Genomic DNA, 24,913 nt, shown 5'->3' with positions numbered 1-24,913 from the left:
CTTTTGCATGAGGATATATCCCGACTTTCCCAATAAAACGGAGGCATAGGCGGGTGTCGGGGCGGCTACGGCGGGGACTGCTGCCCGCGCTTGCCCTGGTGCTGCTGCTGGCCACCGCCTCCGCGCCCATCAGGGAGTGGGTGGCGCCGGACATCGTCAGGCTCGCCTACGAGATCGAGCGCAAGGACATCACCTACTCCTGGGGCGGCGGGCACGCCGACGAGCCGGGCCCGTCCAAGGGCACCTGCCTCGGCTACAAGGGCAAGATCCGGCCCTGTCCCGCCGCCAGGACCAGGGGGCTGGACTGCTCGGGGTTCACGAGGTGGGTGTACGCGCTCGCGCACGGCTCCGACGTGCTCGGTCCCGGCAACACCGACGACCATGTGCGGCGCATGTACCGGGTGAAGAAGCCGCAGCCCGGCGACCTCGTCTACTTCGGCAAAATCACGAAAAAGCGCATTAAGACGCACCACGTCGGGATCTTCCTCGGCAACGGGAAGATGATGAACGCCCCCGAGACCGGCGCCGAGGTCCGCATCGACGACATCGCCGACAAGAAGGGCTTCGCCGGCTACTACCGGTTCTGACCCACGATGCCCAGGAGGCATGAGTCGCTGCGTGAAAATTGAGAGTCCTGAGGTCTACTCTGTGCCGCTATGGACAGGCGATGGGTGGGCCCCCGCGGCTACGAGGTCGTCCCCGCCACGCGGGCCGGCCGCCAGGTGCTCCGGATCCGGCGCAACGGCTGGCTGATCGCCGACTGCCTGTCCGTGGCCGACGTCGCCAGGCATGTGGATCTGGCCGACCTGTGCGAAGTGATCACGCTACCGATGGACCGTCGTTACAAAGCTGCCGGATAACCGACACAGGCTCCGCCTTACCCTCGTTGACATGCGAAAACAGGCTCTGACGTTCCTCGCGCTCGCCCTGACGGCGGCCTGCGGCGCCGCCGGTGGAGTCCGGGTCGAGGGCCCGGCGCCGCCGTCGGAGTCCCGCGGTCCCGTCTACGTCGTCGCCTACATGGGCGACGCCCTGCAACGCCCGTCGGACTTCGCGCTCACCGAGTTCAGCGGCATGAACGGCGTGCGCTGGCAGTCGTGGGGCGGCGAGCGCGCCGTGGGCACCGGCGAACTGAGCGGCACCTGGTGCCTGCCCGGCTGCGAGGCCAAGGGCTACCCCGCCACGATCACCCTCAGCCGCCTGACGCGGTTGGAGCGCACCGGCTACTACGCCCGCTTCACCGTCACCTCCGGCCACGAGATCAAGGACGACCTGACCGACCAGAAGCTGGAGGTGCCGCCCCGATGACCGACGTCCTGCTCGTCGAGGACGACGCCGTGATCCGCGAGGCCACCCAGCTGGCCCTCGAACGCCACGGCCTGGCCGTACGCACGGCATCGGATGGTCTGTCCGGCCTGTCCGCCTTCCAACGCCAGGCTCCCGACGTGGCCCTGCTCGACGTGATGCTCCCCCACCTCGACGGCGTCAGCCTGGCCAGGCGCATCAGGCAGGCGGGCGGCGTCCCCATCATCATGATCTCGGCCAGGTCCGACGCCATCGACGTGATCAACGCCCTGGAGGCCGGCGCCGACGACTACGTCACCAAGCCGTTCGAACTGGGCGTCCTGCACGCCCGCATCCGCGCCGTCCTGCGCCGCGCCGCCGCCGCGAGCGCCCCCGCCGTCCTCACGTTCGGCGACCTGACGGTCGACACCCGGTCCATGGAGGTACGGCGGGGCGGCGCCCTCCTGTCCCTGACCCCGACCGAACTGAAGCTGCTGCTGGAGTTCGCGGCGAACGCCGGGATCGTCCTGTCCCGGGACACGCTGCTGCAGAACGTCTGGGACTACGCCTGGGACGGCGACACCCGCGTCGTCGACGTACACGTGCAACGCCTGCGCTACAAGATCGGCAACGACCGGGTCGAGACCGTGCGCGGGTTCGGCTACAAGCTGAGGCGCTCATGAGCCTGCGCCTGAAGATCGCCCTGTCGCTGGCTCTCACCGCGGTGGCGGTGGCCGCGGCCATCGGACTCCTCGTCCACCTGCGCACCGCCGACACCCAGCTCGACACCGCGCGCCGTACGCTCGACGCCCAGTTCCAGTCGCTCCTGGCCCGCCAGGCGGAGGGTCAGGACGCCGGCCTGACCGTCGGGCCCGTCCCCGGGCCGCTGTCCCGCGAGATCACCACCCGCCCCGTCCGCGCCACGTACCTGGACGGCGGCACCCTGTGGGCCGCCACCACCCTGGGCGGCAAGACCGTCTCCCTGGCCCGCCCGTACCACCCCGAACAGGCTCAGCTCGCCGCCCTCGACCGCACCCTGCTCACCTCGGGCGCGCTGGCCACGGTGGCGGCGTGTCTGGCGGGGATCGCGGTGGCCACGGGCTTGAGCCGCCGCATCCGCCACGTCTCCCGAACCGCCGCCACCATCGCGTCCGGCGACCTGACCGCCCGCGTCTTCCCGCCCCCGCCTGTGGTGCGACCGTCTGAGGGCGCTTGGCAGGGGGACGAGGTCGTGGCGGTGGGCAGGGCGCTGGACCGGATGGCCGACGCGCTCCAGGCCAGGCTGGAGGCGGAGCGCCGCGTGACGGCCGACATCGCGCACGAGCTGCGTACCCCGGTCACCGGTCTGATGACCGCCGCCGAGCTGTTGCCTCCCGGGCGGCCCGCCGAGCTGGTCCGCGACCGCGCGGCCGTACTCGGGAGGCTGGTCGAAGACATCCTGGAAGTGGCCCGCCTGGACGCCCACACGGAGCGACCCGCCCTGGAACGCCGCCTGCTGAGCGCCCTGACCCGCCGGGCCATCACCGCCGCCCACGCCCACGCCGACCCCGTGCCCGCCCCCTCAACTGCCGAACCCGGCCACACGTCCTCAGAGCACCCGGACCTCTCGGAGGCGGCTTCTCCGGTGAGCGATGGCGCCGGGGGCGGGGTGCGGTTGGTGGTGGTCCGGGATGTTGAGGTGGAAACCGATCCGCGGCGGGTCGAGCGCGTTCTGGCCAATCTTGTGGCCAATGCCGTGCGTCATGGGCGGCCGCCGGTCACGGTCACCGTCGACGGCATGACGGTGCGGGTGGAGGATCATGGGCAGGGGTTCCCCGCGGACATGCTGGCCGTACTGCGAGAACATGGTCCTCAGCGGTTCGCCAGCGGTGCGAGCGCCCGCGGGACGGGGGTCGGATTGGGGTTGACGATCGCCGCCGGGCAGGCCCGGATGCTGGGTGCTGACCTGGAGTTCGGCGACACGGGCACGGGTGCCGAGGTGACCCTGAGATTGCCTGGAACCAGTTCGCATCATCGCTGACTGCCGTGTATGGTTACACCTGTCCGCAACGCAGACAGCGCCTGCGGACAGGCCCCTATAGCTCAGTCGGCAGAGCGTCTCCATGGTAAGGAGAAGGTCAACGGTTCGATTCCGTTTGGGGGCTCCAGCTTCACCAGGCCTCACCGGAAGTTTTCGGTCGAGGCTTTTGTTATGAGTTCAGCGGTGAGGCATAGATGAGGTCAACCCACCTGACCAGGTGATGTACGTATGTGCTCCTGAGGTCGGGTATCCTCTACGGGTCCGGGTTGTTTCGCCCGGCTCCAGGCGGAGTAGCTCAGTCAGGCAGAGCAAACGGCTCATAATCGTTGTGTCGCCGGTTCAAGTCCGGCCTCCGCTACGGCCCTTCTCAGGTCACCTGGCCTGGGCACGGGTATGTCCATGTCCCGAACGTAGAAAGGCACTCCCACGTGGCTGCCACCGACGTTAGGCCGAAGATCACGCTGGCCTGCCAGGAGTGCAAGCACCGCAACTACATCACGCGGAAGAACCGGCGCAACGACCCGGATCGGCTTGAGCTGAAGAAGTACTGCCCCAACTGCCGCACCCACCGCGCGCACCGCGAGACCCGCTAGCACTCGGCCGCGGCCAGGCCACCTCCCGATCCGGCCGACCGCGCCTCAGCCGCGATTCCACACGCGGCCCGGGTTCTCCGCAGGGCAGACACTCCTGCAACACACCGCACGAACCGGCACCTCCACCGAGGCGCCGGTTTGTCGCATTTCCAGCACCCCGCGCTGCCCCCGCCACCCCGGCCCCCTGTGGACACCGCGCCACGACTCACCCGCGCACCTGTGCCCTCGTGCGCCCGCGCCAAGGCGCCCAACCACCCACCCGGTGTCCCAGGCCATCGGCTCAGCCGCCACCTGGCCCCAGACCCCCGCCTGCCCGCTCCCCTCGGGCCAACGGCCCGAGGGGTCGCCCTCCGCTGGTCAACCGCTCGTCTGCGGGCTGCGCGGTCTGGGGTGGCGGGCCGTACCGGGTCAGAGGGGTTGGTTGAGTTCTCTCAGGGCCAGGTCCCAGGGCTGGGTCTGCTGTTCGCCATCCGATCCCGCCACCACCACGACACCCTCGGCCCGCAGGCTCTCCACGCTCCGCACGAACGGCGCCCGCGCCGACAAGGCCGCGTTGACGAAGGTCAGCACCACCACCGGGATCCCCAGACCGGGCGCCTCGGCGAGCAGGCCGAGCGCGTACGAGTCGGTCATCCCCTGGGCGAACTTGTTCACGGTGTTGAAGGTGGCCGGGGCGACGATGATCGCGTCGGGTCTGGGCGGCTTGGGTTCGTGGGGTTTGCGGTAGCGGCTGCGCACGGCCCTGCCGGTCTGGAGTTCCAGCGCGGGCACGTCGATGAAGTCCAGGGCCTGCGGGGTGGCGACGATCTGGACGTCCCATCCGGCGTCCTGGGCCAGTTCGACCAGGCGGCCGACGTCCGAGGCGGGCGCGGCGGCGCAGACGATGACGTAGAGGACCTTCACCAGGCCAGGCTAGTTGCCCGTCCGGTTCGCGATGCATCGCCGACCTTGAAAGGCTCGGTCGGCTTACGTGGGAAATGCGGCTTAGGCTGTCGGTCGTGACGAAGATCCCGCTGCGCCGGTTCACCGGACGCGCACTCCCCATCAATGACGAAGGCCGGGTCCTGCTGCTGCACGGGTTCGATCCGGCCAGGCCGGAGCAGCCGTTCTGGTTCACGATCGGCGGCGCGGCCGAGCACGACGAGACGCTGCTGGACGCGGCGGTCCGGGAGCTGTACGAGGAGGTCGGGATCACGGCGCCCGCCGGCGAGTTCACCGGGCCGCTGACGACCGGGACGATCTCGTTCGACTTCGGCGAGTACGCGATCACGCAGGACCAGACGTTCTTCGCGGTACGGGTGACCGGCGCGGAAGTCTCGTTCGAGCACATGGAGGACATCGAGAAGGACACCACGCTGGGACACCGCTGGTGGAGCGTGGAGGAGCTCGAGGCGACGGACGAGGCCTACTTTCCCGCGGACCTTCCGGCCATCCTTCGCAAGATCACACTGGACGGAGAATCCGGGTAGCTCCGGCGATCAGCGCGGTGGCCAGGATCCACCCGGCGACGATCAGGCCGTACGCCAGCCCCTGGGTCCAACCGGCCGGATCGAACAACTCCCGTTGCCCGAAGGTCGCGATCGGCAGCAGCAGGTCGAAGGTGTAGGCGAACGCGTCGAACGCGGGCGCTTCCGCGGGCTTGAGCGCTCTGGGTGGGTTCAGAGCGAAGACGACCGTGCCCACGACCAGCAGCAGGACGAACCAGATCGAGGCCAGCCAGGGGCGGTAGCCGTACCCGACGGTGATGTCGAGGAGATTGCCCCAGATACGGCCACTGAGCGGGAAGGTACGGCGGCGCGCCCGCAGCTTGGCCAGCTGGGTACGGCGGGCCAGATGCTCGTTCCCGTCGCGCAGGCACCACGCGGCGAGCTGCTCGTACGGCTGCGGCCGGAAGCCCGCCGGATCCCGGCCGGCCCAGTCGATGCGCCTGGTGACGCCGCTGCCGCGCAGCGCTTCGTAGACCAGGCCGTTCAGGCGGAGTTTCTCCGGCCAGGTGTCAGGGTCGTCGCGGAGCGTGCCGACGCGGGAGTGGGCGAGGCTGACGACGCCCTCGATGGGTTCGGCGGGCTTCAGGACGAGTTCGCGGACCTCCATGTGGCTGGCGTGCAGCGCGTACGGCGTGTCGGGGCTGTGGATGGCGCCGGTGATCGACAGGGTGCCGTTGACCCGGGCGCCGCGCAGCCGTACGACCCCGAAGGCATGGAAATCGCCCTCGAAGATGTCTTCGACCGTGATGTTGTCGGCGGCCAGCGCGTCCTTGCCGGGGTTGCGGATGGTGGCGTTGTTCATGAACAGGCCGCCGTTGAGCCGCGCCCCGACCAGGCGCAGGCCGCCGGTGATGTCGGCGTTGTTGAGGTACAGGCCTGCGTCGACCACCATCGCGCCCGACCACAGCGCCCACTCGTCCGTGGTGACGATCTTCGTGCCACCGAGCCAGAGACCGCTCTCGAACACCGCCCGCGCCACCCGGACCGCGCCGGTCACGATCGAACCCGACAAGCTCATGTGTCCGGCCACCCGCATGCCGCTGCCACGCAGTCCGGGCAGGTGGCAGTCGGTGAACCGCATCGTCTTGGTGGTCGCTCCCGCGCAGTCGACCGGTTCGTCCAGGTGGCAGCCGCTGATCGCGAGCTCGTATGCGGTGTTCGCCCCTCTGAGGGCGATCTGGCCGGTGATGCGGGCGCCGCGCAGCCGTACGGCGGGGGCGGTGCCCGCGGCGGGTTCGTGGGCGCCGAGGAGCAGGGCCGAGATCACCTCGCCGCGCACGGTGCGCTCGGGGCCCCACGTCTCACCGTCCGTGGGCGCGTTTTCGCCGGCGGTGCGGCCGGGGCCGGTGATGGGGTCGGCGAACTCGGTCCACGCGCCCGTCTCGAAGGCCTTCCAGACACGTTGCTCGGCCGCGTTGAGCCGCATGCGTAACCCCATGATCCAATTGTGCACCACCGGGTGCCGGAACCTCAGCGCCGATATCCCGCCATTCGCTCCAGCCTCGCCACGCGCTGCGAGGTGGGCGGGTGGCTGGAGAACATCCGGCCGAGTCCCGATCCGCTGAACGGGTTGGCGATCATCAGGTGCGAGGCCGAGGTCAGCCTGCTGTTCTCGGGCAACGGCAGTCGCCGGGCGCCCATCTCGATCTTCCGCAGCGCCGAGGCCAGAGCCAGCGGGTCCCCGGTCAGCCGGGCCGCCGACTCGTCCGCCTGGAACTCGCGTGTCCGGGAAATCGCCATCTGCACCATGCCGGCGGCGACCGGGCCCAGCACCATCATCAGCAGCGCCCCGAGGAACCCGGGGCCCTCATCGTCGTCCGAGCCGCCGAAGAACACCGCGACGTAGCTGACCCAGGTGATCATCGTGGCCAGCGCCGCCGTAACGGACGAGAGGAGGATGTCGCGGTTGTACACGTGTGACAGCTCATGCCCGATGACCCCGCGCAGCTCCCGCTCGTCCAGCAGTCGGGTCAGCCCCCACGTCACGCAGATCGCCGCCCGCCGGGGGCTCCTGCCCGTGGCGAAGGCGTTCGGCTGGGCCGTGGGCGAGATGTACAGCCTCGGCATCGGCTGCCGCGCCTCCGTGGACAGTTCGCGCACGATCTTGTAGAGCGTCGGCTGCTCGACCTCACCGACCGGCCGGGCCCGCATGGCCGACAGCGCGATCCGGTCGGAGAAGAAATACGCGACCCCGGAACTTCCCAGCGCCATCAGCAACGCGACCTGGAGCCCGACCCTGCCGCCCACCCAGGTGCCCACGACGAGGATCCCTGCCGACAATCCGCCAAGTAGCACGGCAGTGCGCACACCATTGCGACGCAAGGCTCCCCCTTCCGTGGTCTGGGTTCATCAGCTCCAACGTCCATCCCCCACCCCAACGTTCCCGCCCCACCATCCCGCACGCCGTTCCGGAAATCTCCCGTTCCCCGACTTGACCGGACATTGAGGACGCTGACCTGCACAAACCAGAAACCCCACCAACCAGTCAGGGGGTACGGCATGCGGTCAGGGGGCCTGTCAACAAGGGTCCAGTCCGGCCGAAGCAGTCCTTGGCCAGAGCAGCACGCCGCGATCCATCCCCGGAGCGGCACAAGCTTCGGCCACAGCGAGCACAGCCCGTGGCCTCGACAGGCACGGGGCGGCGCGGCGCAGGTTTCGGCCAGAGCGGCACGTCCCACAGCCCTGCCAGCCACGGCACGAGGCGGAGCGGCGCTGGGCCTTGCCCGGAGCGGCGCGGCTCGCATGACAGGCGGGGTTCCGCCCGGCGCGGCTTCTCGGGGAGGTGCGGTGCTTGGGTCGCCCGCAGTGGCCGGGGCCCGCGAGATGGCGGAGGCGCCCGCCGTACCTGAAGGGGCGGGTGAGCGGCTCGGGGCACGGCGTGCCCCGAGCGTCGCTAGCGGTAGTTCACGAACTGCAGGGCCACGTCGAGGTCCTTGCCCTTGAGCAGGGTGATGACGTCCTGCAGGTCGTCCTTCTTCTTGGAGCTGACCCGAAGCTCCTCGCCCTGGATCTGCGCCTTGATGCCCTTGGGGCCCTCGTCGCGGATCAGCTTGGAGATCTTCTTCGCGTTCTCCTGGTCGATGCCCTCCTTGAGGGCGATCATCATGCGGTACTCCTTGCCCGACAGCTTCGGCTCGCCGGAGTCAAGGATCTTCAGGGAGAGACCCCGCTTGATGATCTTCTCCTTGAACACGTCGAGGGCGGCGTTGGCGCGCTCCTCGCTGTTCGCCTTGATCTCGATGTTCTGCTGGCCGGACCAGCTGATCGAAGCGCCGGTGTTCTTGAAGTCGAAGCGGTGCCCGATCTCCTTGACTGTCTGGTTCAGCGCGTTGTCGACCTCCTGATGGTCGATCTTGCTGACGATGTCGAATGACGAGTCTGCCAATGCCCGAAACCTCTCAGACGGGCCAAGTCACGGCGGACTCGGCCTTCTTCACTCTCGATAGCCCGCACGGGCGCCGCGGCCCGATAGTCCTTGATAGGCCTGACAAGCCTAGCCAGCATCCGCGCGCGGCGCTCTGCCGGTCAAATGTCGTTTACCCGAGCCTTGGCCGGGGAGATGGGGGTGAGCTGCGGGAATACCCACGACCAGGATGGTGAGAGGTGGAACCTTTGAACAAGCAGTCATTGACCGCGGTGGCCCGCAACCAGCTCGAAACCGCGCGTGTCGCCTCAAGCGGCCGCTCCGCCACCACCCTGTACGGCGGGCACGAACAGGTCCTACGCCAAACCATGATCGCCCTGGCTGCCGGATCCCGCATGGACGACCACAACAATCCCGGCGAAGCCACCCTGTACGTCGTGTCCGGCCGGGTCAGGCTCCTGTCCGACGGAGTGTCCTGGGACGGGATGACCGGGGACCTGCTGATCATTCCGCAGGCCGTACACGCGGTCGAAGCCGTGGAGGACTCAGCCGTCCTCCTCACCGTCGCCAAGCGCCACTGACCCGCGACCACAAGCAGGACATTCTGATGTCACGTCCACCTCGAAAGTCCGCTATTCTTCTACCTGTCGCCGCGCAAGCGGGTCTGACAAGGCAGGTTGCCCGAGTGGCCAATGGGAGCGGACTGTAAATCCGTCGGCTTAGCCTACCCAGGTTCGAACCCTGGACCTGCCACACGCAGTACGAAGGGCCTCTGGTCTGCGCCTACGCGCACCAGGGGCCCTTCGCTTTGGTCGGCGGAGTCATGGCCTGCCGCCGGGTGGCGCCCTCCTGGCCATGCGTCCACTGGGTGTCGCTTGTCGGTCAGAACTTGGCCGTGGTCAGCAGCCAGGACTCGACGGTGCCGTCGGGGGCTCCCGCGAGTGCCTCCGACTGCAGGGCGAACGCGGCGGCGCCGCCCACGAGAATGCCGGCGATGATCGTACGACGTGAGACTGATTCGGACATGAGTGTCCTCCGTTAGCGGATCTGTTGACGGATGAGGTTGAGTACGTCGGCGTCAACATGGCCCGCGGCGTGCCGCAGGAGTTCCTGGAGTGTGCTCGATTCGGGGTCGGCCAGCAGGACCATACGCCGATCGGCCGACAGTTCCAGCGCGACGACGCGCGGGGCCACCTTGGCCCGTGCCACGCGGCCGTGCGAGGTGTCCAGACCGGTCACCTCGATCCAGCGGAAGCCGAGCCTGCCCTCGTCCGGTGGCTTGAGTCCCTCGTCGACCCGCAGGCCGTCCACCGCCGTCACCACCGCGGAGCGCGCGGACCTGTCGAGGGTCCAGCTCGGATTCGGCCGACCTGAGTAAATCTCGACTGTCGCCACGCTCGGCGAGTCGCCCTGGGCATCAGAATTGCCGCAGGCGAACATGGACAGCGAAACTCCGATCACCGCGAGAACAAGCCGGACAGCCACTGGAACTCCCTGACTAGTTGATAGTGGACCGCGGATTCACCCGGGGATAGATGTACGGAGATCCGTCCACTGTATACGGGCCCCGGTTGCATGTCACCGGATTGGTAATGGCCAGCCCGGAATTGTCGACGTTCGTCGCCGGTGTGCTTCCTGGTTTGTGCGCCCAGCGCTGGAGGCTGCCGGAGTAATCGGCGATCCGGTGGTAGAAGTGAAAGTCCTCCCCCGGCCAGATGCAGAGATAGCTGACGAACCTGTCGTCGTTGCAGGCGCTGGTGTAGCCGTCGCGGAACACCGCCGCCTTGATGTTGGCGATGGTCAGCGCGGTGAAGACGCTGCCGGTGCCGCGGCCGGGCTGGGCGAAGGTGCCGGTGGCGAGACTGGAGGCGAAGTTGTAGCAGTTGTTGGTGGGGCGGCGGGTGCCGTTCCAGAAGGTGTTGAGGTCTGCCCAGGTGGACGACCAGGTCGCGCAGGCCGCGATCTGACCTGCGGCCCCCGATTCCTGCTGTGCCGACGGGGTGCCGATGGTCAGGTCGGCCACGTCGCCGACCTCGGGCGAGATGGTGGCCTGCGAGCCGGGGGTGTGTAACAGCCAGCGTTCCGTGACGTCCGACACCCGCAGGCCGGTGGCCTCTCTCAGGCGGAAGCTCGGTGGCAGGCCGGATGCGGTGAGGCGTTCCTGGCTTGACCGATCGGCGGTCACGACCATTCCGCGATATCCCAGCTTGGACTCGACGTCGTTGACCGGGCGCAGCCCGGAACGATTCGCCTTGAGCCGGTCGATGAGTTCGCGTTCTTCGCGTGCCGTGAGCTTCCAGTGCGGATTCGGACGTCCAGAAAAGACGTCGAGTTCGATGTGGAGCATTGCCTCTCCTCCGCGATCGTTGATTCCACAGAGAAGTTAACAGGCAAGCAAGCACCTGGAAAGACACAAAATTCAGGCCGAAGGCGCCGCCACAGGAAATTCAATTCAAATTGAAACTTCCATTAACCGTTCGGCCATATTTGTAAACCCCGCCGAAAAGGGGTGCGCGCTCTAAAATACCTTCCTGCGTGGTGCGCCTTCTCATCAGGTGAGCGATGGAGCGGTCCCGTGCGACCAGGTTGAGCAGGCGGGACGTGACGGCCGCGAAGTGATCATCAGCGTCGACCTGTCAGGCGGCGACCTTTGGTTTCGGTCGGCCATTCGCCCCGTGTGCTCGCTGTGCCAGGGTGTCAGCCCGTCAGCGTGGTCAGGGTGAGAACCAGTTGCGGGGCCGCGGAGAACAGGACGGCGACCGCCAGGGTGGCGGCGACGGCGACCCAGGTGGCCGGGTGGATCCGGGCGGGTTCGTGGACGGGAGCGGCGGCCGGGGTGACGATGCGGGCGGTCCAGGCCACGTAGTAGTACAGGCCGATGACCGTGTTGACGGCCATGACCACCGCCAGCCAGCCCAGGCCGCCCTCGACGATCTCGCGGAAGACCACGACCTTGGCGAACAGCCCCGCCAGGCCGGGCGGCAGGCCCGCCAGGCAGATCAGGCAGAAGGCCAGGGCGATGCCCGCGACCGGGGTACGGAAGGCCAGGCCCCGGTAGTCGTCCAGTTCGTTGCGCGGGGCGCTCCGGGAGACGAGCATGACCACGGCGAAGGCGCCCAGGTTCATGGCGGCGTACAGGACCAGGTAGGCCATCGACGCCGCGATGGCGGCGCCCGATCCCGCGGCGATGGCCAGCGGGGCGAGGATGTAGCCGGACTGCGCCACCGAGGACCAGGCGAGCAGGCGTACGACGGAGCGCTGGCGCATGGCCAGCAGGTTGCCCGCGGTCATGGTCAGGGCGGAGAGGATGGCGATCAACGGCGACCACGTCGCCGCCTGGCCCCGCAGGGCGGCCACGAGGACGAGGATGAGGCCGGCGAACCCGGCGGCCTTCGAGATGACCGACAGGAGCGCGGCGACGGGGATGGGCGCGCCCTGGTAGACGTCGGCGGCCCAGGAGTGGAACGGGACGGCGGCGATCTTGAACGCGAAGCCCGCCGTCACGAGGACCACGCCGACCGCGACGACCGCGGGCAGCGCGCCGGAGGCGCCCGGGGCCGGGAGCTGGCCGCTCAGCGTCGCGGCCAGGCGGTTGAGGTAGACGGTGCCGGTGATGCCGTAGAGCAGGGAGACACCGAAGAGCATGATGGCGGTCGAGACCACGGACACCACGAACAGCTTCACCGCCGCCTCCGAACCGCGGCCGTCGTAGCGTCTCAGCGCCGTCAGGGCGAAGACCGGCAGGGAGACCAGTTCGAGCGCGACCACGAGCATGATCAGGTCGCGGGAGGCGGGGAGGGCGACGGCGCCCACGAGGGTGCAGAGGAGCAGGAAGTACCACTCGCCGACCGGGATGCCACCGCCCGCGAGCTCGGTCATCGACAGCAGCACCACGACGACCCCGGCCACCAGGGCCAGACCGGCGAAGACCACGGTGAAGTGGTCGACGACGAAGGAGCACATGGGAGTGGGGCCGGTGTTCAGGGTCTCCGGGACGCAGAACGTGGACAGGCCCTGGGCCGCCGCCGGTGCCTGGGCCACCACGAAGGCCAGGGCGGCCAGCAGGCCGGTCAGCGTGATGAGGCCGAGCGCGGCGCGTACCCGGCGGGTCGCGGGCAGGAAGGCGTCGAGCAGCAGTACAAGGCCCGCCACCAGCGCCAGGATCAGCGGCGCCGCGATGGCGAAGTAGTCGATCGACTGGATCACGACACGACCCCCAGCAGCGCCTCGACGGCGGGTGTGGTGAGCGAGAGCAGGAGGCCGGGCCAGAGGCCGAACAGCAGGATCAGCACGATCAGCGGCACCCAGGCGGCCATCTCGTAGCCGCGGATGTCGGGCATGCGGGACAGCAGGCCGATCCGCTCACCGGACTTCTCCAGGCGCGTGTCCGCGAGCTCGTCGGACGGGCCGGGTGCGGGTGAGGGCGCGGCCCTGCCGCCGGGCAGGCCGTGGGTCACGCGGGAGAGCATGACCAGGAAGTACGCGGCGGTCAGCACCGCGCCGAGGCCGCCGATGACCATGAACGTCAGGAACAGCGGCCGGGACAGCGGCTCGGCCGGGTCGAAGGCGCCCAGCAGCGCGAGCATCTCACCCCAGAACCCGGCGAGGCCCGGCAGCCCGAGCGAGGCGATGGCGGCGAACGTCAGCACCGAGCCCAGGTGCGGGAGCGTGGCGAGCATGCCGGTGATCGAGGGCATGTCGGCGGTGGAGTAGCGCTCCTTGATCGCTCCGGCCAGGAAGAAGAGCAGGCCGGTGATGAGGCCGTGGGCGACGTTGGCGAACAGGGCGCCGTTGATGCCCACGGTGGTCAGCGTGGCGAAGCCGAGCAGGACGAAGCCCATGTGGCCGACGGAGGAGTAGGCGATCATCCGTTTCAGGTCACGCTGGGCCAGGCAGGCCAGGGAACCGTAGATGATGCCGACCACGGCCAGCGCGCCCAGCCACGGCGCCAGGGTGGCGGCGCCCTCGGGCAGGACCGGGATGGCGATTCTGGCGAAGCCGTAGGTGCCCATCTTGAGGAGGACGCCGGCCAGCAGCACCGAGCCGACGGTCGGCGCCTCGGTGTGGGCGTCGGGCAGCCAGGTGTGCAAAGGCCACATCGGGGTCTTCACGGCCAGGCCGATGCCGACCGCCAGGAACGCGATCACCTGGACCGCCCTGGACATTCCCGCGCCGTGCCCGGCGGCCAGCTCCACCATGTCGAGCGTGCCCGCCTGCGCCCAGATGAGCAGCAGGCCCAGCAGCATGACGACGGAGCCGAGCAGGGTGTACAGGATGAACTTGATCGCCGCCGCCCGGCGGGCCTTGCCGCCCCAGACGGCGATCAGGAAGTACATCGGGATCAGCACGATCTCGAAGAACACGAAGAACAGCAGCAGGTCGAGGGCCAGGAAGGTGCCGATCATGCCGACTTCGAGCACCAGCAGCGTGAACACCAGCGCCCTCGGCCGGCTGCCGCCCGCCCTGGGGCGTAGCAACTGGCCCTGGCCGCGGCCGTCGCCGACGCCCAGGTAGACGAAGCACAGGAACGTCAGCAGGGCGGTCAGCGCGACCAGCGGCAGCGAGATCCCGTCGACTCCCACATGGAACCTGAGTCCCAGGCCGGGGATCCACGGCAGGTCGAGGGTGAACTGCATGCGGGCGGCCTGGCCGTACTCGAAGGTCACCACCATGATCGCGGCCAGCACCAGGACCGCGCCGGAGACCGCGAGGCCGTAGAGGCGCAGCGTCCGCCGCAGCACCGGCGGGGGTGCGAGCAGCGCAAGAGCGCCCAGCAGAGGTACGGCCAGCAGTGCGACAGGCAGCCAGCTGAGCCCGCTCATGCGAACATCACCGCCCCGACGACGATCAGGAGCACTCCGGCGAGTACGCCGCTGACGTAGAGCTGCACGTTGCCGTTCTGCGCGAGGCGCAGGACCCCCGACAGGCCACGGGCCGTGCGGCCGGAGCCGCGCACCGCGCCGTCCACGACCCGGTCGTCGGTGCTGACCACCAGCCGGGACAGCGCGAGGATCGGACGGACGAACAGGGCCGCGTAGACGGAATCGACGTAGAAGGCGCGCTCGCAGGCGACGCGGAACGGCCCGAGGATGCGCGCGGGGTCGGCGACCGGATCGCCGCGCCAGAAGGCGTAGACGACTCCGGCGCCGAGCAGCGCCAGCACCACGCTGATCGTGGCCACGCCGGCGTCGAGGTGGAGACCGCCGGCGAAGCCCAGCAGGAGGGCGGGGACCGCGAGCAGGACGATGGGGATCAGCATCGTCCGCGGCGCCTCGCGGGTGTCGACCACGTGCGCCGTGCCGGGCTGCGGCTCGGGCAGGGCGATGGTCCGCGCGGGTCCGAAGAACGTACGCAGCCAGGCACGGGCCGAATAGGCGCCGGTGACGACGACGGTGGCCAGGGCGCAGGCGTAGAGCAGGAGCGCGGCGGCGTCGGTGAGGGTGGCACCGCTGACCGCCCCGTCCATGGCCAGCAGGAGGCTGTCCTTGCTGAAGAATCCGCTGGCCGGTGGCAGGCCCATGAGGGCGGCGAAACCGATCGTGGTCGCGGCGAACGTGACCGGGAGCTCACGGCGCAGGCCGCCCATCTGGCTCATGAGATTGGAGCCGACGTGGTGGATGACCGCGCCCGCGCACAGGAACAGCAGCGCCTTGAACGCCCCGTGCGTGAGCAGGTGGAAGATGGCCGCGTGGTCGGAGCCCGCGGCCAGGCCGCCGGCCATGTAGGACAGCTGGCTGATCGTCGAATAGGCGAGCACGCGTTTGAGGTCGTCCTGGGCCAGCGCGGCCAGGGCGGCGCCCAGCATGCCGAGCGCCGCCATGACGGCCAGCACGTCGAGCGTGGGCCTGGCCCCGAGGAACGCGGGGAAGAGCCTGGCCACGATGAAGATGCCCGCGGCGACCATGGTGGCGGCGTGGATCAGCGCGCTGATCGGCGTCGGACCGGCCATGGCGTCGGGCAGCCAGGTGTGCAGCGGCACCTGGGCGCTCTTGCCCGCCACCCCGGCCAGCAGCAGCATGGTCGCCGTGACCAGCGTGGCCGTGGACATCTCGGGCACCTTGGCGAGCACGTCGGCGATGCGGAAGCTGTCCGCCGAGATGCCGAGCACGAAGATGCCGAACAGGAAGCCGACGTCGCCGAGGCGCGTGACCAGGAAGGCCTTCACGGCGGCCCTGGAGTTGGCCCGGTCTTCCCACCAGTGGCCGATGAGCAGGTAGGAGCACAGGCCCATGACCTCCCAGCCCACGTACAGGACCAGCAGGTCGCCGGAGTAGACGACGAGCAGCATGGCGCTGGTGAACAGGCTGATGAAGGCGCTGTAGGACGGGTAGCGCCGGTCGTCGTGGAGATAGCCCACCGAATAGACCTGTACGGCCAGCGCCACCAGGGTCACCAGGACGCCGAGGACACCGGACAGGGCGTCGACCTGGAGGGTCAACGTGATGGGGACCGTACCGGTGACGATCGTGCCGTAGTCGGCGCCGACGGGGGCGGCCGCGCGTCCGGCGAAGAAGGCGAAGCCCTGAGCGGCCGCGAGCCAGAGCGCCAGAGCGGCCGAGAGCGCGGTGGGAAGGACGGCGATCCAGGCCGCGCGCCGGTTGTCGCCCCGGTGTGGCCGCCCTGCCGCTTCGGCGCCCTCGGGTCGGCTTGCCTGCGGCCTTCCCGGCCGACGGGACAGGAGCAGGCCCGCGAAGGCCGCGAGGAACGGCAGAGCCACGATCAGCAGAGGGAACGGCGAGGACGTCGTGGTCATGCGTTGCCTCCTCGCCTGGCGGGGTGACCGGGGCGGCCGACGCCGTCGCCCTGGTCGGAGGCGCCGTTGCCGCGTGCCGTGAGCTGGGGTGAGGTGACGGTGCCGAGTTCGGCGGGCTGGTGGTCGTCGGCACGCCCGCCGTTGCCGCCGTCGGCGCCGTTGTCGCCGTCGGCGGTGGTGTCCGGGCCGGCGGGTTCGGCGAGGTCGCGCAGGCGGTCGAGGTCGACGCTCTGGCGGTTGCGGAAGAGCGCGAGCACGATCGCCAGGCCGAGACCCAGCTCGGCCGCCGCGATCACGATGATGAACAGCGTGAGGACCTGACCGCTGTGGAGCACGTCGGCCAGCCACATGTCGAACGCGACCAGGTTGATGTTGACGGCGTTGAGCATGAGCTCGACCGACATCAGCACGAGGATCGTGTTGCGTCTGGCCAGCACGCCGTAGACGCCGATGGAGAAGAGCAGCGCGGAGACGACCGCGGGGTACACGATGTGCACTAGGGCCCCCCGGGACCTTCAGCCGGAGCCGGATCGCCGCCGGCCTCATCCGCGGACGGCGGGGCGCCGCGGATGTCGGTGCGGGACAGGACGATGGCGCCGATGAGCGCCGCGAGCAGGAGCACGGACAGCGCCTCGAACGGCAGCACCCACGTGCTGAACACGCTCGCACCCAGCTCGCCCGCCGAGCCCTCACCCGGCTTCAGCGGCGCGTAGGCCGTACGGAAGCCGTCGATCACGACCGTGACCAGGACCGCGGCCGTCGCCAGCGCGACGACGGCGGCCACGACGCGGTTGCCGCTGTCGAGGTCGGCCGAGCGTCCGATGGGGGCGCGCGTCAGCATGATGCCGAACAGCAGCAGCACCACCACCGCGCCCACATAGATCAGCACCTGCACCCAGGCGACGAACTCCGCGGTCAGCACCAGATATCCGCCGGCCAGCGCGCCGAAGCAGACGACGAGCCAGAGGGCGGCGTGGACGAGCTGCTTGGTGGTGACGACAAGCAGCGCCGATCCGACGGCCACCGCGCCCAGGAGCAAGAACACGACTTCTTGCGTGGTGGGTGGCAGGAAGGGCGCCGCCTCGGTCACGAATCCTCCTCGGACTCCTGTGTCTCGTCGGACTGCGGCTGCCCAGGCGGACGGATGGACCGTGGATCGGCCATCCGCCGCCTGCGCGGGCTCGCGGCAGAAGTCTGCTCCCCCGAATCGGACGGCCGCGACGACTCGCCCGAACCTGTGGACAACTCGTCATCGGATTGCTCGCCTGTGGACAACTGCCCGCCCTCGGGCTCTGCGGGCCCCGGCTCTGGCGTGCCGTCAGGGGGCGCGGGCTCGGCGGGCGTGTCCTGTACGGGCTTCGCTTCTGGGGTACGGCCGGCGGGGTCGGGTAGCGCGCCGGGGGGCCGGATGCCGCGGACGTTGGTCGCCGGCCTGCGCGGACGACGGCCGCCGGGCTCTTGCGCCGGTCCGGTCGCTCCTGTGGGCGAGCTGCCTGTGGAGGGAGCGCCTGTGGCCGGTTGGTCTGTGGACGCGTCGGTTGCCGGTGCGCCGCCTGTGGACGTTGTCTCGGTGCGCGAAGCCTCCGTGGGCGTTGCCTCGGGGAGTGAACCCGTGGGCGTTGCCTCGGGGAGTGAACCCGTGGGCGTTGCCTTGGGGAGTGAACCCTCTGGGGACGGTGCCTCTGGGGCCGGGCCCTCTGTGGGGGCTGCGGCTGTGGAGGTTGCGGCTGTGGGGGTCCGCTCGGCGGGCGTTTCCGCGGTGGACGAGTCTTCTGTGGGTTTTTCTCCGCCGGTGCCCTCTGGGGGCGGTTTTCTGGCTGGGGTGTCGCGGGTTCGGCGGGGCGCGGGGGTGTCTGAGGGCGCCGGTCTGGCGGAGGGGCCTGCCGTACCGGATGGGCGGCGTGGAGCCGCGGTCAGCTCCTTGGGAGGCTCCGCGCCCGCGTCGTGGGCGGGCGGCGGCGGGACGGTCTCGACCCATGTCCCGAGCTGCTCCTTCTCGTGGAGAAGGTTGCGGATGTCGCCCTCCGCGTACTCGAACTCGGGTGACCAGAACAGCGCGTCGAACGGGCACACCTCAATGCAGATGCCGCAGTACATGCAGAGGGCGAAGTCGATCGCGAATCGGTCGAGGACGTTGCGCTGGCGGGGGCGGCCGCCTTCCGGCGCGGGGAGCGTCTCCTTGTGGGAGTCGATGTAGATGCACCAGTCGGGGCATTCGCGGGCGCACAGCATGCAGGAGGTGCAGTTTTCCTCGACCAGCGCGATGACGCCGCGGCTGCGGGGCGGGAGGGCGGGTTTGACCTCGGGGTATTGCCGCGTCACGGATCTGCGCAGCATGTGGCGCAGGGTGATGGACAGCCCTTTTGCCAGCCCTACTCCCGGTATCCGCACCATGGTTCAACATCATGACGCACTATGCGTCTGAGGTGAATGAGCCAGACTGTTGTCCCCAGTTTTTCCACAGACATCCACAGGCTGTCCCCGAGTTATCCACAGGAGAGCCGCCCCACCTCGCCCTGTCACCCCCGACCGATAGTGTTCCGGCATGCCACACCCCCACCCCGCCCGCCCCAGCGCCGGGATCTGGGCTGCCTTCGTGGGTTGGGCGATCCTCCCCTTCATCAGTTGCGGCCTGGCCACTCCGCTCACCATCGGCTTCGCCGCCTTCTGGCTGCGCAGCACCTTCCACGCGATCGCCGCCGTCGTCTACACGGTGTTCGTGGGCTCGTTCCTGATCACCATCGTGGGGTACGAGGAGTTCGAGCAGATACCCGACCCGATGCGGTCACTGATCACCATCGGCTTCGGCATCAGCTGGCTGGGCGGCGTGATCCACAGCGGCATCCTGGTCCCCTTCATGGCCAAGGCCCGCCTCAAGCCCCCTCTGGACCTTCACCAGCGGGTCACGACCCCCACCTACCATCCGCCGCCCGGCCACACCGGCTTCCAGAGCCAGCCAGGACATCCCGCCTGGATCGGGCATTACCGCGTCCTCCACCTGCTGGGCCGCGGCGGCCAGGGCGCGGTGTATCTGGCGACCGCGCCCAACGGCAACCGGGTCGCGGTCAAGGTCCTGCACGACCTGGTGGACGAGACGGCCCGCGCGCGGTTCGCCCGCGAGGTCGACTCGGCGCGCAGGGTGGCGACCTTCTCCACGGCCAGGCTCCTCGACGTCAACATCACCGGCCAGCACGCCTACATCGTGAGCGAGTACGTCGAGGGACCGTCCCTGGAACAGCTGGTCAAGAAGCACGGTCCGCGCGATCAGGACAGTCTGGTACGGCTCGCGTTATCCACAGCCGGTGCATTGGCGGCCATCCACAAGGCGGGCGTCGTCCACAGGGACTTCAAGCCGAGCAACGTCCTGATCGGCTCGGACGGCCCCCGGGTGATCGACTTCGGCATCGCCAGAGCGCTGGATCAGGTCACGGTGACGCAGGGGAAGATGGTCGGGACGCCTCCGTACATGTCGCCCGAGCAGTTGACGGGTGAGGCGGTGGGTCCGGCTTCCGACGTGTTCAGCTGGGCGGTGACGATGGTGTTCGCCGCCACGGGGCGTCCGGCGTTCGGCGAGGACACGGTTCCGGCGGTGTTCAACAGGGTGCTCACGGTTCATCCGGATCTGTCGCCGCTGCCGCCTGCGTTGCGCGGGGTCATCGGGTCGTGCCTGAACAAGAAGCCAGAGGAACGGCCGTCGGCCTCCGACGTGATGCTGGCGATCGTGCACTGACCGGGTCCTCCGGTGTCACGTGGTGGCGTCGGCGGAGTCCGCGGTCAGGGCCAGGTATTCGTCGTGGGTGAGGGTGCGGATCTCCAGGGGGAGGTTGTGGCGGGTGGCGAACCGGTTGACGTGCTCGGGTGACCAGGGGCCTGGGAGGTGGTGGACCGGGTGCCCGTCGGCGGCCAGGACCACCAGACCGGCCAGGTCCCGGTGGCGGTAGAGGAACAGCCGGGCGGCGAACCCCTCGGCCCTGCCCTTGGGCTCCGGCCTGTCGACGGGGTTCGACGGCGCCTGGGCACCGGGGGTCTCTTCCACACGAGCATCGGCGGCCGGTGCCGCCCAGGCGCCGGAGCCGGGTGCCGGGTCCGGGCTTGAGGAGTGCGGCACCGCCGAAGCGTCGGGGGTGAGGGTCGCCGGGGTCTCGGCGTGCGGCGCCCCAAGGGGAACGCCCTCTGGGGAGGGTGCCGGGTCGGCCGGGGAGAGTGTCGGGTCGGCCGGGGGCGGTGTCGGGTCGGCCGGGGAGGGCGCCCCGAGGGGCTGCGCGTGGTCGGCCTGCGCTGCAGGAGAGGGAGTCACCGCTGGTGCGGTAGTGGGTGGCAGGTCCGCAACCGGAGAAGGTGGCGGATCCGCGGGCGCGAGGGAAGCGGGCGCGGCTGCGGGGGAAGCGGGTGGGGAGGGCGCGAGGGAAGTGGGCGCGGAGGGGGTGGTGGGCGCGGAGGGGGAGGGCGGGATCCAAGCGGGCGCGGAGGGCGCGGGCGCCGGGGAAGCGGGCGCGGGCGAAGCGGGTGGGGAGGGGGCGGTGCGTGTGGGGGCCGTGCGTGTGGGGGCCGTGCGTGTGGGGGCGGTGGGTTGGGAGGGGGTGGGGAGGGGGGTTACGGGGAGGGCGGTCAGGGTTTGGGGGCCGCGGTTGATGTACAGGATGCCGGACGTCAGCTTGAGGTGCAGGCCGCCCACCGACCCCACCATCACCCCCTTGCGCACGCTCCGCCGCGTGAGGCGCTCGCGCACAGGCGCCAGGAACAACAACAACGGGCTGAACAAGAAGATCAGCCACTTGACCTCGACGACATCGATCAGCATGCGCCCGATCGCCGAGAACCCCCGCCACACGTACCAGAACCCGTTCGACGTCAGGTAGATCATGATCCCGAGGGCCGCCACCCCCAGCCCGATCGCCACCGGCCTACGCCAACGAGCGGCCGGTGCGGGCGGGACGCCGGCGATGCGCCTCCAGCCAGGCGCACGGGCGGCCAGCACCGCCCGGACCCGGGCGGCGGGGGCGTCGAGCGCCGCGTGCAGAGGAACGCCGCCGGCCCGCGCGAAGGCCGAGACGCCTTCCCAGTCGCCGGGCAGGTCGGCGAGGACGAGGCCGTCCTGGTCGAGCACCGCCAGGCCGCTCACGGTCCGCTCGTAGGCGGGCAGGCCGTTGGCGCCGACGGTCGTCTGCTCGTAGCGGTAGTGGAGGAGGGCGGCGGGCGTGAGCCGTACCGGGGAAGGGGAGATGAGGAGCTCGCCTGAGGACCAGGACAGGACGGTGAGGCCGGAGCGCAACTCGCTCAAAGCAGCACCTTCACGACCCCCGTCAGCGCGAGCTGGACGAGGGCCAGCGGCACCAGCCCGACCCAGGCCAGCTTCTGCAGCTGGTCCTCGCGCAGCCGGGGGAAGCTGACGCGCAGCCAGATCACCACGAAGGCCAGCAGGAACACCTTGATCAGCGTCCAGATCCACCCGGCCAGGAAGGGGCCGTGCCAGCCGCCGAGGAACAACACGGTGGTCAGGAAGGAGAGCACGACGATGCCCGCGTACTCGGCGAGCATGAACAGGGCGAACCGCATCCCGGTGTACTCGGTCATCGGGCCCATGATGATCTCGGACTCGGCGATGGGCATGTCGAACGGCGGGCGGCGCAGCTCGGCGAGACCGGCGAGGAAGAAGACGACGCCGCCGACGGCCTGCCACGGCAGCCACCACCACTGCCACTGGTCAAGGATGCCGGGCAGCGAGAGGGTGCCCGCGGCCATGGCGACGGAGGAGGCGGCCAGCACGAGCGGCAGCTCGTACGACATGAGCTGGGCGGCCGAGCGCATGCCGCCGAGCACGGAGTATTTGTTGGCCGAGGCCCACCCCGCCATGATCGAGCCGAGCACGCCGATGCCCATGACGGCCAGCACGAAGAACAGGCCGAGGTCGAGGTTGACGCCGAAGCCGTTCTTGTCGATGGGGATGACGATCAGCACGACGAGGTACGGCACGAGCGCCACGCCAGGGGCGATCATGAAGACGCGGCGGTCGGCCGCGGCCGGGATGACGTCTTCCTTCTGGGCGAACTTGACCCCGTCGGCGATGAGCTGGGCCCAGCCGTGGAAGCCCCCGGCGTACATGGGCCCGAGCCGTGACTGCATGTGCGCCATGACCTTGTGCTCGGTCTGTCCGATGATGAGCGGCAGGAGCAGGAACACCGCGAGGATGACGGCGAAGCGCAAGATCACGTCAAGCATGTGGCCTAACCTCCAGTGCCCCAGTCGGCGGGTACTCCGGGTGGGAGGATCTTACGGCGGCCGGGCGAGGACTCGCCGGGTTCCTTGGCGCCGGGCCAGGCCTTGGCCACGCGGGCGGCCAGGATGAAGTCCTTGCGCAGCGGGTGGCCCTCGAAGCCGTCGGGCAGGAGCAGCGGCACGAGGTAGGGGTGGTCGTCGAAGGTGACGCCGAACATCTCGTACGTCTCGCGCTCGTGCCAGTTGGCGCCCCGGTAGACGCCGACGGCCGAGGCCAGCCGCGGTTCGGCGCGTGGCACCCAGGTGCGCAGCAGGAGCCGGGCGCGTTCGGCGGGGTTGTAGACGTGGGCGACGACGGAGAAGCCTTCCGGCGGGTCGTCGACGCCGGTCAGCCAGTCGAAGAACTCGTAGCCGAGTTCGTCGCGGGCGTAGGTGAGGGCCTCGGTCCAGTCGGCGGCGGCGACGTCGACGGTGTGCTCGCCGTACGACTCGCTGAGCTGGGCCCGCTCACCCCAGGAGGTGAAGCTCACACGTCCTCCTTGTGGGCGCGCGACCAGATGTAGCGGTCGCTGAGCTTCTCCCCCGCGATCTTCTCCTGAAGCTTCATGATCCCGTAGAGCAGCGCCTCGGGCCTGGGCGGGCAGCCGGGCACGTAGACGTCGACGGGGATGATCTGGTCGACGCCGTTGGTGACGCAGTAGGAGTCCCAGTAGGGGCCGCCGGAGTTGGAGCAGGCGCCGAAGGAGATCACGTACTTGGGGTCGGGCATCTGCTCGTAGAGCCGCTTGACCGCGGGCGCCATCTTGTCGGTGACGGTACCTGACACGATCATGAGGTCGGCCTGCCTGGGCCCGTTGGCGAACGGGATGACGCCGAACCTGATGAAGTCGTGGCGGCTGGTCGAGGTGGCGATGAACTCGATCGCGCAGCAGGCCAGGCCGAAGTTGAACACCCACAGCGAGTAGCGCCGCCCCCAGTTGAGGATGAACCGCATGGGCTTGGGAGCCAGCCGCGAGATCGGCCCCACGGTGGGCATCGGAAGATCGGCCATGTTGACCATTCTCGCGCGGGTGGCGGCGGAAGAGTAGAGCCCCCTACATGTACAGCGCGGCGCGGGCGTTGTCGACGATCTCGCTCGCGATCCGCCGCGCGGCCTCGTCGAGCTCGCGGTCGATGGGCTCCATCCGTGGCGCGCGCACGATCGGTTCGGTGTACGGCCGGCAGGCCAGCAGGTCGCGGCGCAGGTGGGTGGGCGGATGGGTGGTGTCCACGCGCGCCTCCTGCTGCCGCGCGGTGCGGCGGCGCCGGTCGCGCTCGTCCTCCGGCACCTCGGCCACGTAGGACCTGACCGCCGCCCACAGGTCGCCGCGTACCTGGTGGGCCTGGGTGCCGAGGTAGTCGGCGAGGTGGGGCAGGGCCCAGAGCCCCTTGTCGATCGAGGTGAGCGCGGCTTGCGACCCGGCCACGCGCAGGGAGATGAGGTCGGCCCGGTATTCGGCACGCTGCGTGGCCCGGTGGGTGATGCGTTCGAGCGCCGTGTGCGACCAGCCGGCGACCAGCCGCAGCGGGGCCACGACGATTTTGCCGAAGGTGATGGTGTCGCCGTCCAGCCTGGCGGTCTCGCGCAGTTCGGCCAGCGCGCCCAGCGCGGAGCCGACGACGAATCCGTGCCGGGTGTCCTGGTTGACGGAGTGGGCGAGCTCGTGCCCGAGCATCGCGATCCGCTCCTGCGGGGTCAGCGCGAGCCAGAACGGGTAGCCGAGTTCCAGGAAGCGCCGGCGCGGCAGGCCGTAGGTGCCGTAGGCGGCGTTGACCTCGCCGGTGACGACGATCATGTGGGGGCGGGGTGCGCCCACCGCCGCGGCGATCTCGTCCACGAGCCGGAAGAGCTCGGGCGCGTCGGTACGGCCCAGCGCCACCCCGTCAGGCAGTTTCCCCGGCCGCGGCGCCATGAGCCATGCCAGCCCGAGCGCCCCGGCGCCGAGGATGATCCCGATGAACCCGGGCCGCGTGATCAGCCAGATCCCGGCGGCGACGAGGGCGAGCGTCAGCAGGTGCACCAGCAGCGCGGCGGCGTAGGAGGCCAGGCGGGCGAGGCGGCCGCCGGTGGCGGAATCGTCGCCGGCCTCGTCGTGAAGTCCTTCGGCCGTCGGCGTGCGCGGCCGGTCCCGCCATGACGTCATGGGGCACTGTATC

The 24,913-nt window shown here is 69.7% G+C and carries 26 protein-coding genes, 3 tRNA genes and 1 pseudogene; 12 read left to right on the top strand and 18 right to left on the bottom strand.

The window, feature by feature from the left end; genetic code table 11:
• The first annotated feature begins 53 nt into the window (after positions 1–53).
• From ACIBI5_RS17460 to rpmG, 8 genes are all read left to right on the top strand, one after another.
• Positions 54–587 carry a C40 family peptidase gene (locus tag ACIBI5_RS17460; protein ID WP_397247841.1) on the top strand — a complete coding sequence of 178 codons (534 nt, stop codon included), beginning with the start codon at positions 54–56 and terminating at the stop codon, positions 585–587.
• Between the two features lie 69 nt (positions 588–656).
• Positions 657–860, top strand: coding sequence for a transposase (locus ACIBI5_RS17455; protein WP_397247839.1), 204 nt, complete (start codon positions 657–659; stop codon positions 858–860).
• Between the two features lie 31 nt (positions 861–891).
• Entirely contained in the window at positions 892–1,308 is a 417-nt protein-coding gene (locus ACIBI5_RS17450) for a hypothetical protein (protein ID WP_397247837.1), read from the top strand.
• Positions 1,305–1,967 (top strand): two-component system response regulator CseB, encoded by a 663-nt coding sequence (cseB, locus tag ACIBI5_RS17445; protein ID WP_397247835.1) that lies wholly within the window; start codon positions 1,305–1,307, stop codon positions 1,965–1,967. The genes ACIBI5_RS17450 and cseB overlap by 4 nt, the downstream gene beginning before the upstream one ends.
• Positions 1,964–3,304, top strand: coding sequence for a sensor histidine kinase (locus ACIBI5_RS17440; protein ID WP_397247833.1), 1,341 nt, complete (start codon positions 1,964–1,966; stop codon positions 3,302–3,304). The genes cseB and ACIBI5_RS17440 overlap by 4 nt, the downstream gene beginning before the upstream one ends.
• A 51-nt stretch (positions 3,305–3,355) precedes the next feature.
• Positions 3,356–3,431 (top strand) — tRNA-Thr (locus ACIBI5_RS17435).
• Positions 3,432–3,588: 157 nt separating this feature from the next.
• Positions 3,589–3,662: transfer RNA gene (locus tag ACIBI5_RS17430), tRNA-Met, on the top strand.
• Positions 3,663–3,732: 70 nt separating this feature from the next.
• Positions 3,733–3,897 carry a 50S ribosomal protein L33 gene (gene rpmG, locus ACIBI5_RS17425; protein WP_101786011.1) on the top strand — a complete coding sequence of 55 codons (165 nt, stop codon included), beginning with the start codon at positions 3,733–3,735 and terminating at the stop codon, positions 3,895–3,897.
• A gap of 408 nt (positions 3,898–4,305) precedes the next feature.
• Here rpmG and ACIBI5_RS17420 read toward each other — a convergent pair whose 3' ends face one another.
• The gene (locus ACIBI5_RS17420; protein WP_397247831.1) at positions 4,306–4,800 is read right to left on the bottom strand and encodes a flavoprotein; all 495 of its coding nucleotides are present in this window, start codon (positions 4,798–4,800) and stop codon (positions 4,306–4,308) included.
• Between the two features lie 95 nt (positions 4,801–4,895).
• Here ACIBI5_RS17420 and ACIBI5_RS17415 point away from each other — a divergent pair, with 95 nt between their 5' ends.
• Positions 4,896–5,366 carry an NUDIX hydrolase gene (locus tag ACIBI5_RS17415; protein WP_397247829.1) on the top strand — a complete coding sequence of 157 codons (471 nt, stop codon included), beginning with the start codon at positions 4,896–4,898 and terminating at the stop codon, positions 5,364–5,366.
• Here the strand turns inward: ACIBI5_RS17415 and ACIBI5_RS17410 are convergent.
• The 3 genes from ACIBI5_RS17410 to ACIBI5_RS17400 all read right to left on the bottom strand — a co-directional run bounded on the left by ACIBI5_RS17410 (position 5,341) and on the right by ACIBI5_RS17400 (position 8,769).
• The gene (locus tag ACIBI5_RS17410) at positions 5,341–6,822 is read right to left on the bottom strand and encodes a hypothetical protein (protein WP_397247827.1); all 1,482 of its coding nucleotides are present in this window, start codon (positions 6,820–6,822) and stop codon (positions 5,341–5,343) included. The two genes, ACIBI5_RS17415 and ACIBI5_RS17410, sit on opposite strands and share 26 nt — an antisense overlap.
• Positions 6,823–6,854: 32 nt before the next feature.
• Entirely contained in the window at positions 6,855–7,706 is an 852-nt protein-coding gene (gene htpX, locus ACIBI5_RS17405; protein WP_397247825.1) for a zinc metalloprotease HtpX, read from the bottom strand.
• Positions 7,707–8,277: 571 nt separating this feature from the next.
• Positions 8,278–8,769: a YajQ family cyclic di-GMP-binding protein gene (locus ACIBI5_RS17400; RefSeq protein WP_184958497.1), complete on the bottom strand. Its 492-nt coding sequence runs from the start codon at positions 8,767–8,769 to the stop codon at positions 8,278–8,280.
• Positions 8,770–8,996: 227 nt separating this feature from the next.
• Between ACIBI5_RS17400 and ACIBI5_RS17395 the strand changes: the two genes are divergently transcribed.
• A complete protein-coding gene (locus ACIBI5_RS17395) occupies positions 8,997–9,329 on the top strand; it encodes a cupin domain-containing protein (RefSeq protein ID WP_397247823.1) in 333 nt (110 codons plus the stop codon).
• A 90-nt stretch (positions 9,330–9,419) separates the two neighbouring features.
• A tRNA-Tyr gene (locus ACIBI5_RS17390) sits at positions 9,420–9,501 on the top strand.
• Between the two features lie 129 nt (positions 9,502–9,630).
• On the opposite strand, the gene ACIBI5_RS17385 is transcribed toward ACIBI5_RS17390, so the two are convergent.
• The 9 genes and pseudogenes from ACIBI5_RS17385 to ACIBI5_RS17345 all read right to left on the bottom strand — a co-directional run bounded on the left by ACIBI5_RS17385 (position 9,631) and on the right by ACIBI5_RS17345 (position 18,733).
• Positions 9,631–9,774 (bottom strand): hypothetical protein, encoded by a 144-nt coding sequence (locus tag ACIBI5_RS17385; RefSeq protein WP_379615318.1) that lies wholly within the window; start codon positions 9,772–9,774, stop codon positions 9,631–9,633.
• A gap of 12 nt (positions 9,775–9,786) precedes the next feature.
• On the bottom strand, positions 9,787–10,233 hold the full coding sequence (locus tag ACIBI5_RS17380) for a hypothetical protein (RefSeq protein ID WP_397247821.1): 447 nt from the start codon (positions 10,231–10,233) through the stop codon (positions 9,787–9,789).
• Positions 10,234–10,246: 13 nt separating this feature from the next.
• A complete protein-coding gene (locus ACIBI5_RS17375; protein ID WP_397247819.1) occupies positions 10,247–11,095 on the bottom strand; it encodes a hypothetical protein in 849 nt (282 codons plus the stop codon).
• Between the two features lie 350 nt (positions 11,096–11,445).
• The gene (locus tag ACIBI5_RS17370) at positions 11,446–12,954 is read right to left on the bottom strand and encodes an NADH-quinone oxidoreductase subunit N (protein ID WP_397247817.1); all 1,509 of its coding nucleotides are present in this window, start codon (positions 12,952–12,954) and stop codon (positions 11,446–11,448) included.
• On the bottom strand, positions 12,951–14,570 hold the full coding sequence (locus tag ACIBI5_RS17365) for a NuoM family protein (protein WP_397247815.1): 1,620 nt from the start codon (positions 14,568–14,570) through the stop codon (positions 12,951–12,953). The genes ACIBI5_RS17370 and ACIBI5_RS17365 overlap by 4 nt, the downstream gene beginning before the upstream one ends.
• Positions 14,567–16,501, bottom strand: a complete 1,935-nt coding sequence (locus tag ACIBI5_RS17360; RefSeq protein WP_397247813.1) for an NADH-quinone oxidoreductase subunit L — start codon at positions 16,499–16,501, stop codon at positions 14,567–14,569. Before ACIBI5_RS17360 ends, ACIBI5_RS17365 begins: the two co-directional genes overlap by 4 nt.
• A 212-nt stretch (positions 16,502–16,713) precedes the next feature.
• A pseudogene (nuoK, locus tag ACIBI5_RS17355) lies at positions 16,714–16,998 on the bottom strand (NADH-quinone oxidoreductase subunit NuoK); the annotation flags it as partial.
• Positions 16,998–17,591 (bottom strand): NADH-quinone oxidoreductase subunit J, encoded by a 594-nt coding sequence (locus ACIBI5_RS17350; protein WP_397247811.1) that lies wholly within the window; start codon positions 17,589–17,591, stop codon positions 16,998–17,000. The gene ACIBI5_RS17350 and the pseudogene nuoK, both read right to left, overlap by 1 nt.
• Entirely contained in the window at positions 17,588–18,733 is a 1,146-nt protein-coding gene (locus tag ACIBI5_RS17345; protein ID WP_397248030.1) for a 4Fe-4S binding protein, read from the bottom strand. The genes ACIBI5_RS17350 and ACIBI5_RS17345 overlap by 4 nt, the downstream gene beginning before the upstream one ends.
• Before the next feature lie 313 nt (positions 18,734–19,046).
• On the opposite strand from ACIBI5_RS17345, the gene ACIBI5_RS17340 reads away from it, so the two are divergent.
• Complete coding sequence (locus ACIBI5_RS17340) at positions 19,047–20,231, top strand: serine/threonine-protein kinase (RefSeq protein ID WP_397247809.1); 1,185 nt, start codon at positions 19,047–19,049, stop codon at positions 20,229–20,231.
• A gap of 15 nt (positions 20,232–20,246) precedes the next feature.
• Here ACIBI5_RS17340 and ACIBI5_RS17335 read toward each other — a convergent pair whose 3' ends face one another.
• From ACIBI5_RS17335 to ACIBI5_RS17315, 5 genes are read right to left on the bottom strand one after another with little or no spacing between them, the layout of a single operon-like run.
• On the bottom strand, positions 20,247–21,782 hold the full coding sequence (locus ACIBI5_RS17335; protein ID WP_397247807.1) for a hypothetical protein: 1,536 nt from the start codon (positions 21,780–21,782) through the stop codon (positions 20,247–20,249).
• The gene (locus tag ACIBI5_RS17330; RefSeq protein WP_397247805.1) at positions 21,779–22,720 is read right to left on the bottom strand and encodes an NADH-quinone oxidoreductase subunit H; all 942 of its coding nucleotides are present in this window, start codon (positions 22,718–22,720) and stop codon (positions 21,779–21,781) included. The genes ACIBI5_RS17335 and ACIBI5_RS17330 overlap by 4 nt, the downstream gene beginning before the upstream one ends.
• A gap of 5 nt (positions 22,721–22,725) precedes the next feature.
• Positions 22,726–23,247, bottom strand: coding sequence for an NADH-quinone oxidoreductase subunit C (locus ACIBI5_RS17325; RefSeq protein WP_397247803.1), 522 nt, complete (start codon positions 23,245–23,247; stop codon positions 22,726–22,728).
• Entirely contained in the window at positions 23,244–23,753 is a 510-nt protein-coding gene (locus ACIBI5_RS17320; RefSeq protein WP_379615455.1) for an NADH-quinone oxidoreductase subunit B, read from the bottom strand. Before ACIBI5_RS17320 ends, ACIBI5_RS17325 begins: the two co-directional genes overlap by 4 nt.
• A 58-nt stretch (positions 23,754–23,811) precedes the next feature.
• Entirely contained in the window at positions 23,812–24,900 is a 1,089-nt protein-coding gene (locus tag ACIBI5_RS17315; RefSeq protein ID WP_397247801.1) for a M48 family metalloprotease, read from the bottom strand.
• Positions 24,901–24,913: the final 13 nt, after the last annotated feature.

This window comes from Nonomuraea sp. NPDC050540 (genome assembly GCF_044457485.1).
Taxonomy (GTDB): domain Bacteria; phylum Actinomycetota; class Actinomycetes; order Streptosporangiales; family Streptosporangiaceae; genus Nonomuraea.
Note: the sequence above shows the minus strand (reverse complement) of the source record. Positions and strands in the feature narration are given on the sequence as shown.

Excerpts from the sequence above, each read along its gene's own strand:
- ACIBI5_RS17455 (WP_397247839.1), top strand. The coding sequence starts at position 657 with ATGGACAGGCGATGGGTGGGCCCCCGCGGCTACGAGGTCGTCCCCGCC.
- ACIBI5_RS17450 (WP_397247837.1), top strand. The coding sequence starts at position 892 with ATGCGAAAACAGGCTCTGACGTTCCTCGCGCTCGCCCTGACGGCGGCC.
- cseB (WP_397247835.1), top strand. The coding sequence starts at position 1,305 with ATGACCGACGTCCTGCTCGTCGAGGACGACGCCGTGATCCGCGAGGCC.
- ACIBI5_RS17440 (WP_397247833.1), top strand. The coding sequence starts at position 1,964 with ATGAGCCTGCGCCTGAAGATCGCCCTGTCGCTGGCTCTCACCGCGGTG.
- ACIBI5_RS17410 (WP_397247827.1), bottom strand. The coding sequence starts at position 6,822 with ATGGGGTTACGCATGCGGCTCAACGCGGCCGAGCAACGTGTCTGGAAG.
- ACIBI5_RS17385 (WP_379615318.1), bottom strand. The coding sequence starts at position 9,774 with ATGTCCGAATCAGTCTCACGTCGTACGATCATCGCCGGCATTCTCGTG.
- ACIBI5_RS17375 (WP_397247819.1), bottom strand. The coding sequence starts at position 11,095 with ATGCTCCACATCGAACTCGACGTCTTTTCTGGACGTCCGAATCCGCAC.
- ACIBI5_RS17365 (WP_397247815.1), bottom strand. The coding sequence starts at position 14,570 with ATGAGCGGGCTCAGCTGGCTGCCTGTCGCACTGCTGGCCGTACCTCTG.
- ACIBI5_RS17360 (WP_397247813.1), bottom strand. The coding sequence starts at position 16,501 with ATGACCACGACGTCCTCGCCGTTCCCTCTGCTGATCGTGGCTCTGCCG.
- ACIBI5_RS17345 (WP_397248030.1), bottom strand. The coding sequence starts at position 18,733 with ATGCTGTGCGCCCGCGAATGCCCCGACTGGTGCATCTACATCGACTCC.
- ACIBI5_RS17340 (WP_397247809.1), top strand. The coding sequence starts at position 19,047 with ATGCCACACCCCCACCCCGCCCGCCCCAGCGCCGGGATCTGGGCTGCC.
- ACIBI5_RS17330 (WP_397247805.1), bottom strand. The coding sequence starts at position 22,720 with ATGCTTGACGTGATCTTGCGCTTCGCCGTCATCCTCGCGGTGTTCCTG.
- ACIBI5_RS17320 (WP_379615455.1), bottom strand. The coding sequence starts at position 23,753 with ATGCCCACCGTGGGGCCGATCTCGCGGCTGGCTCCCAAGCCCATGCGG.
- ACIBI5_RS17315 (WP_397247801.1), bottom strand. The coding sequence starts at position 24,900 with ATGACGTCATGGCGGGACCGGCCGCGCACGCCGACGGCCGAAGGACTT.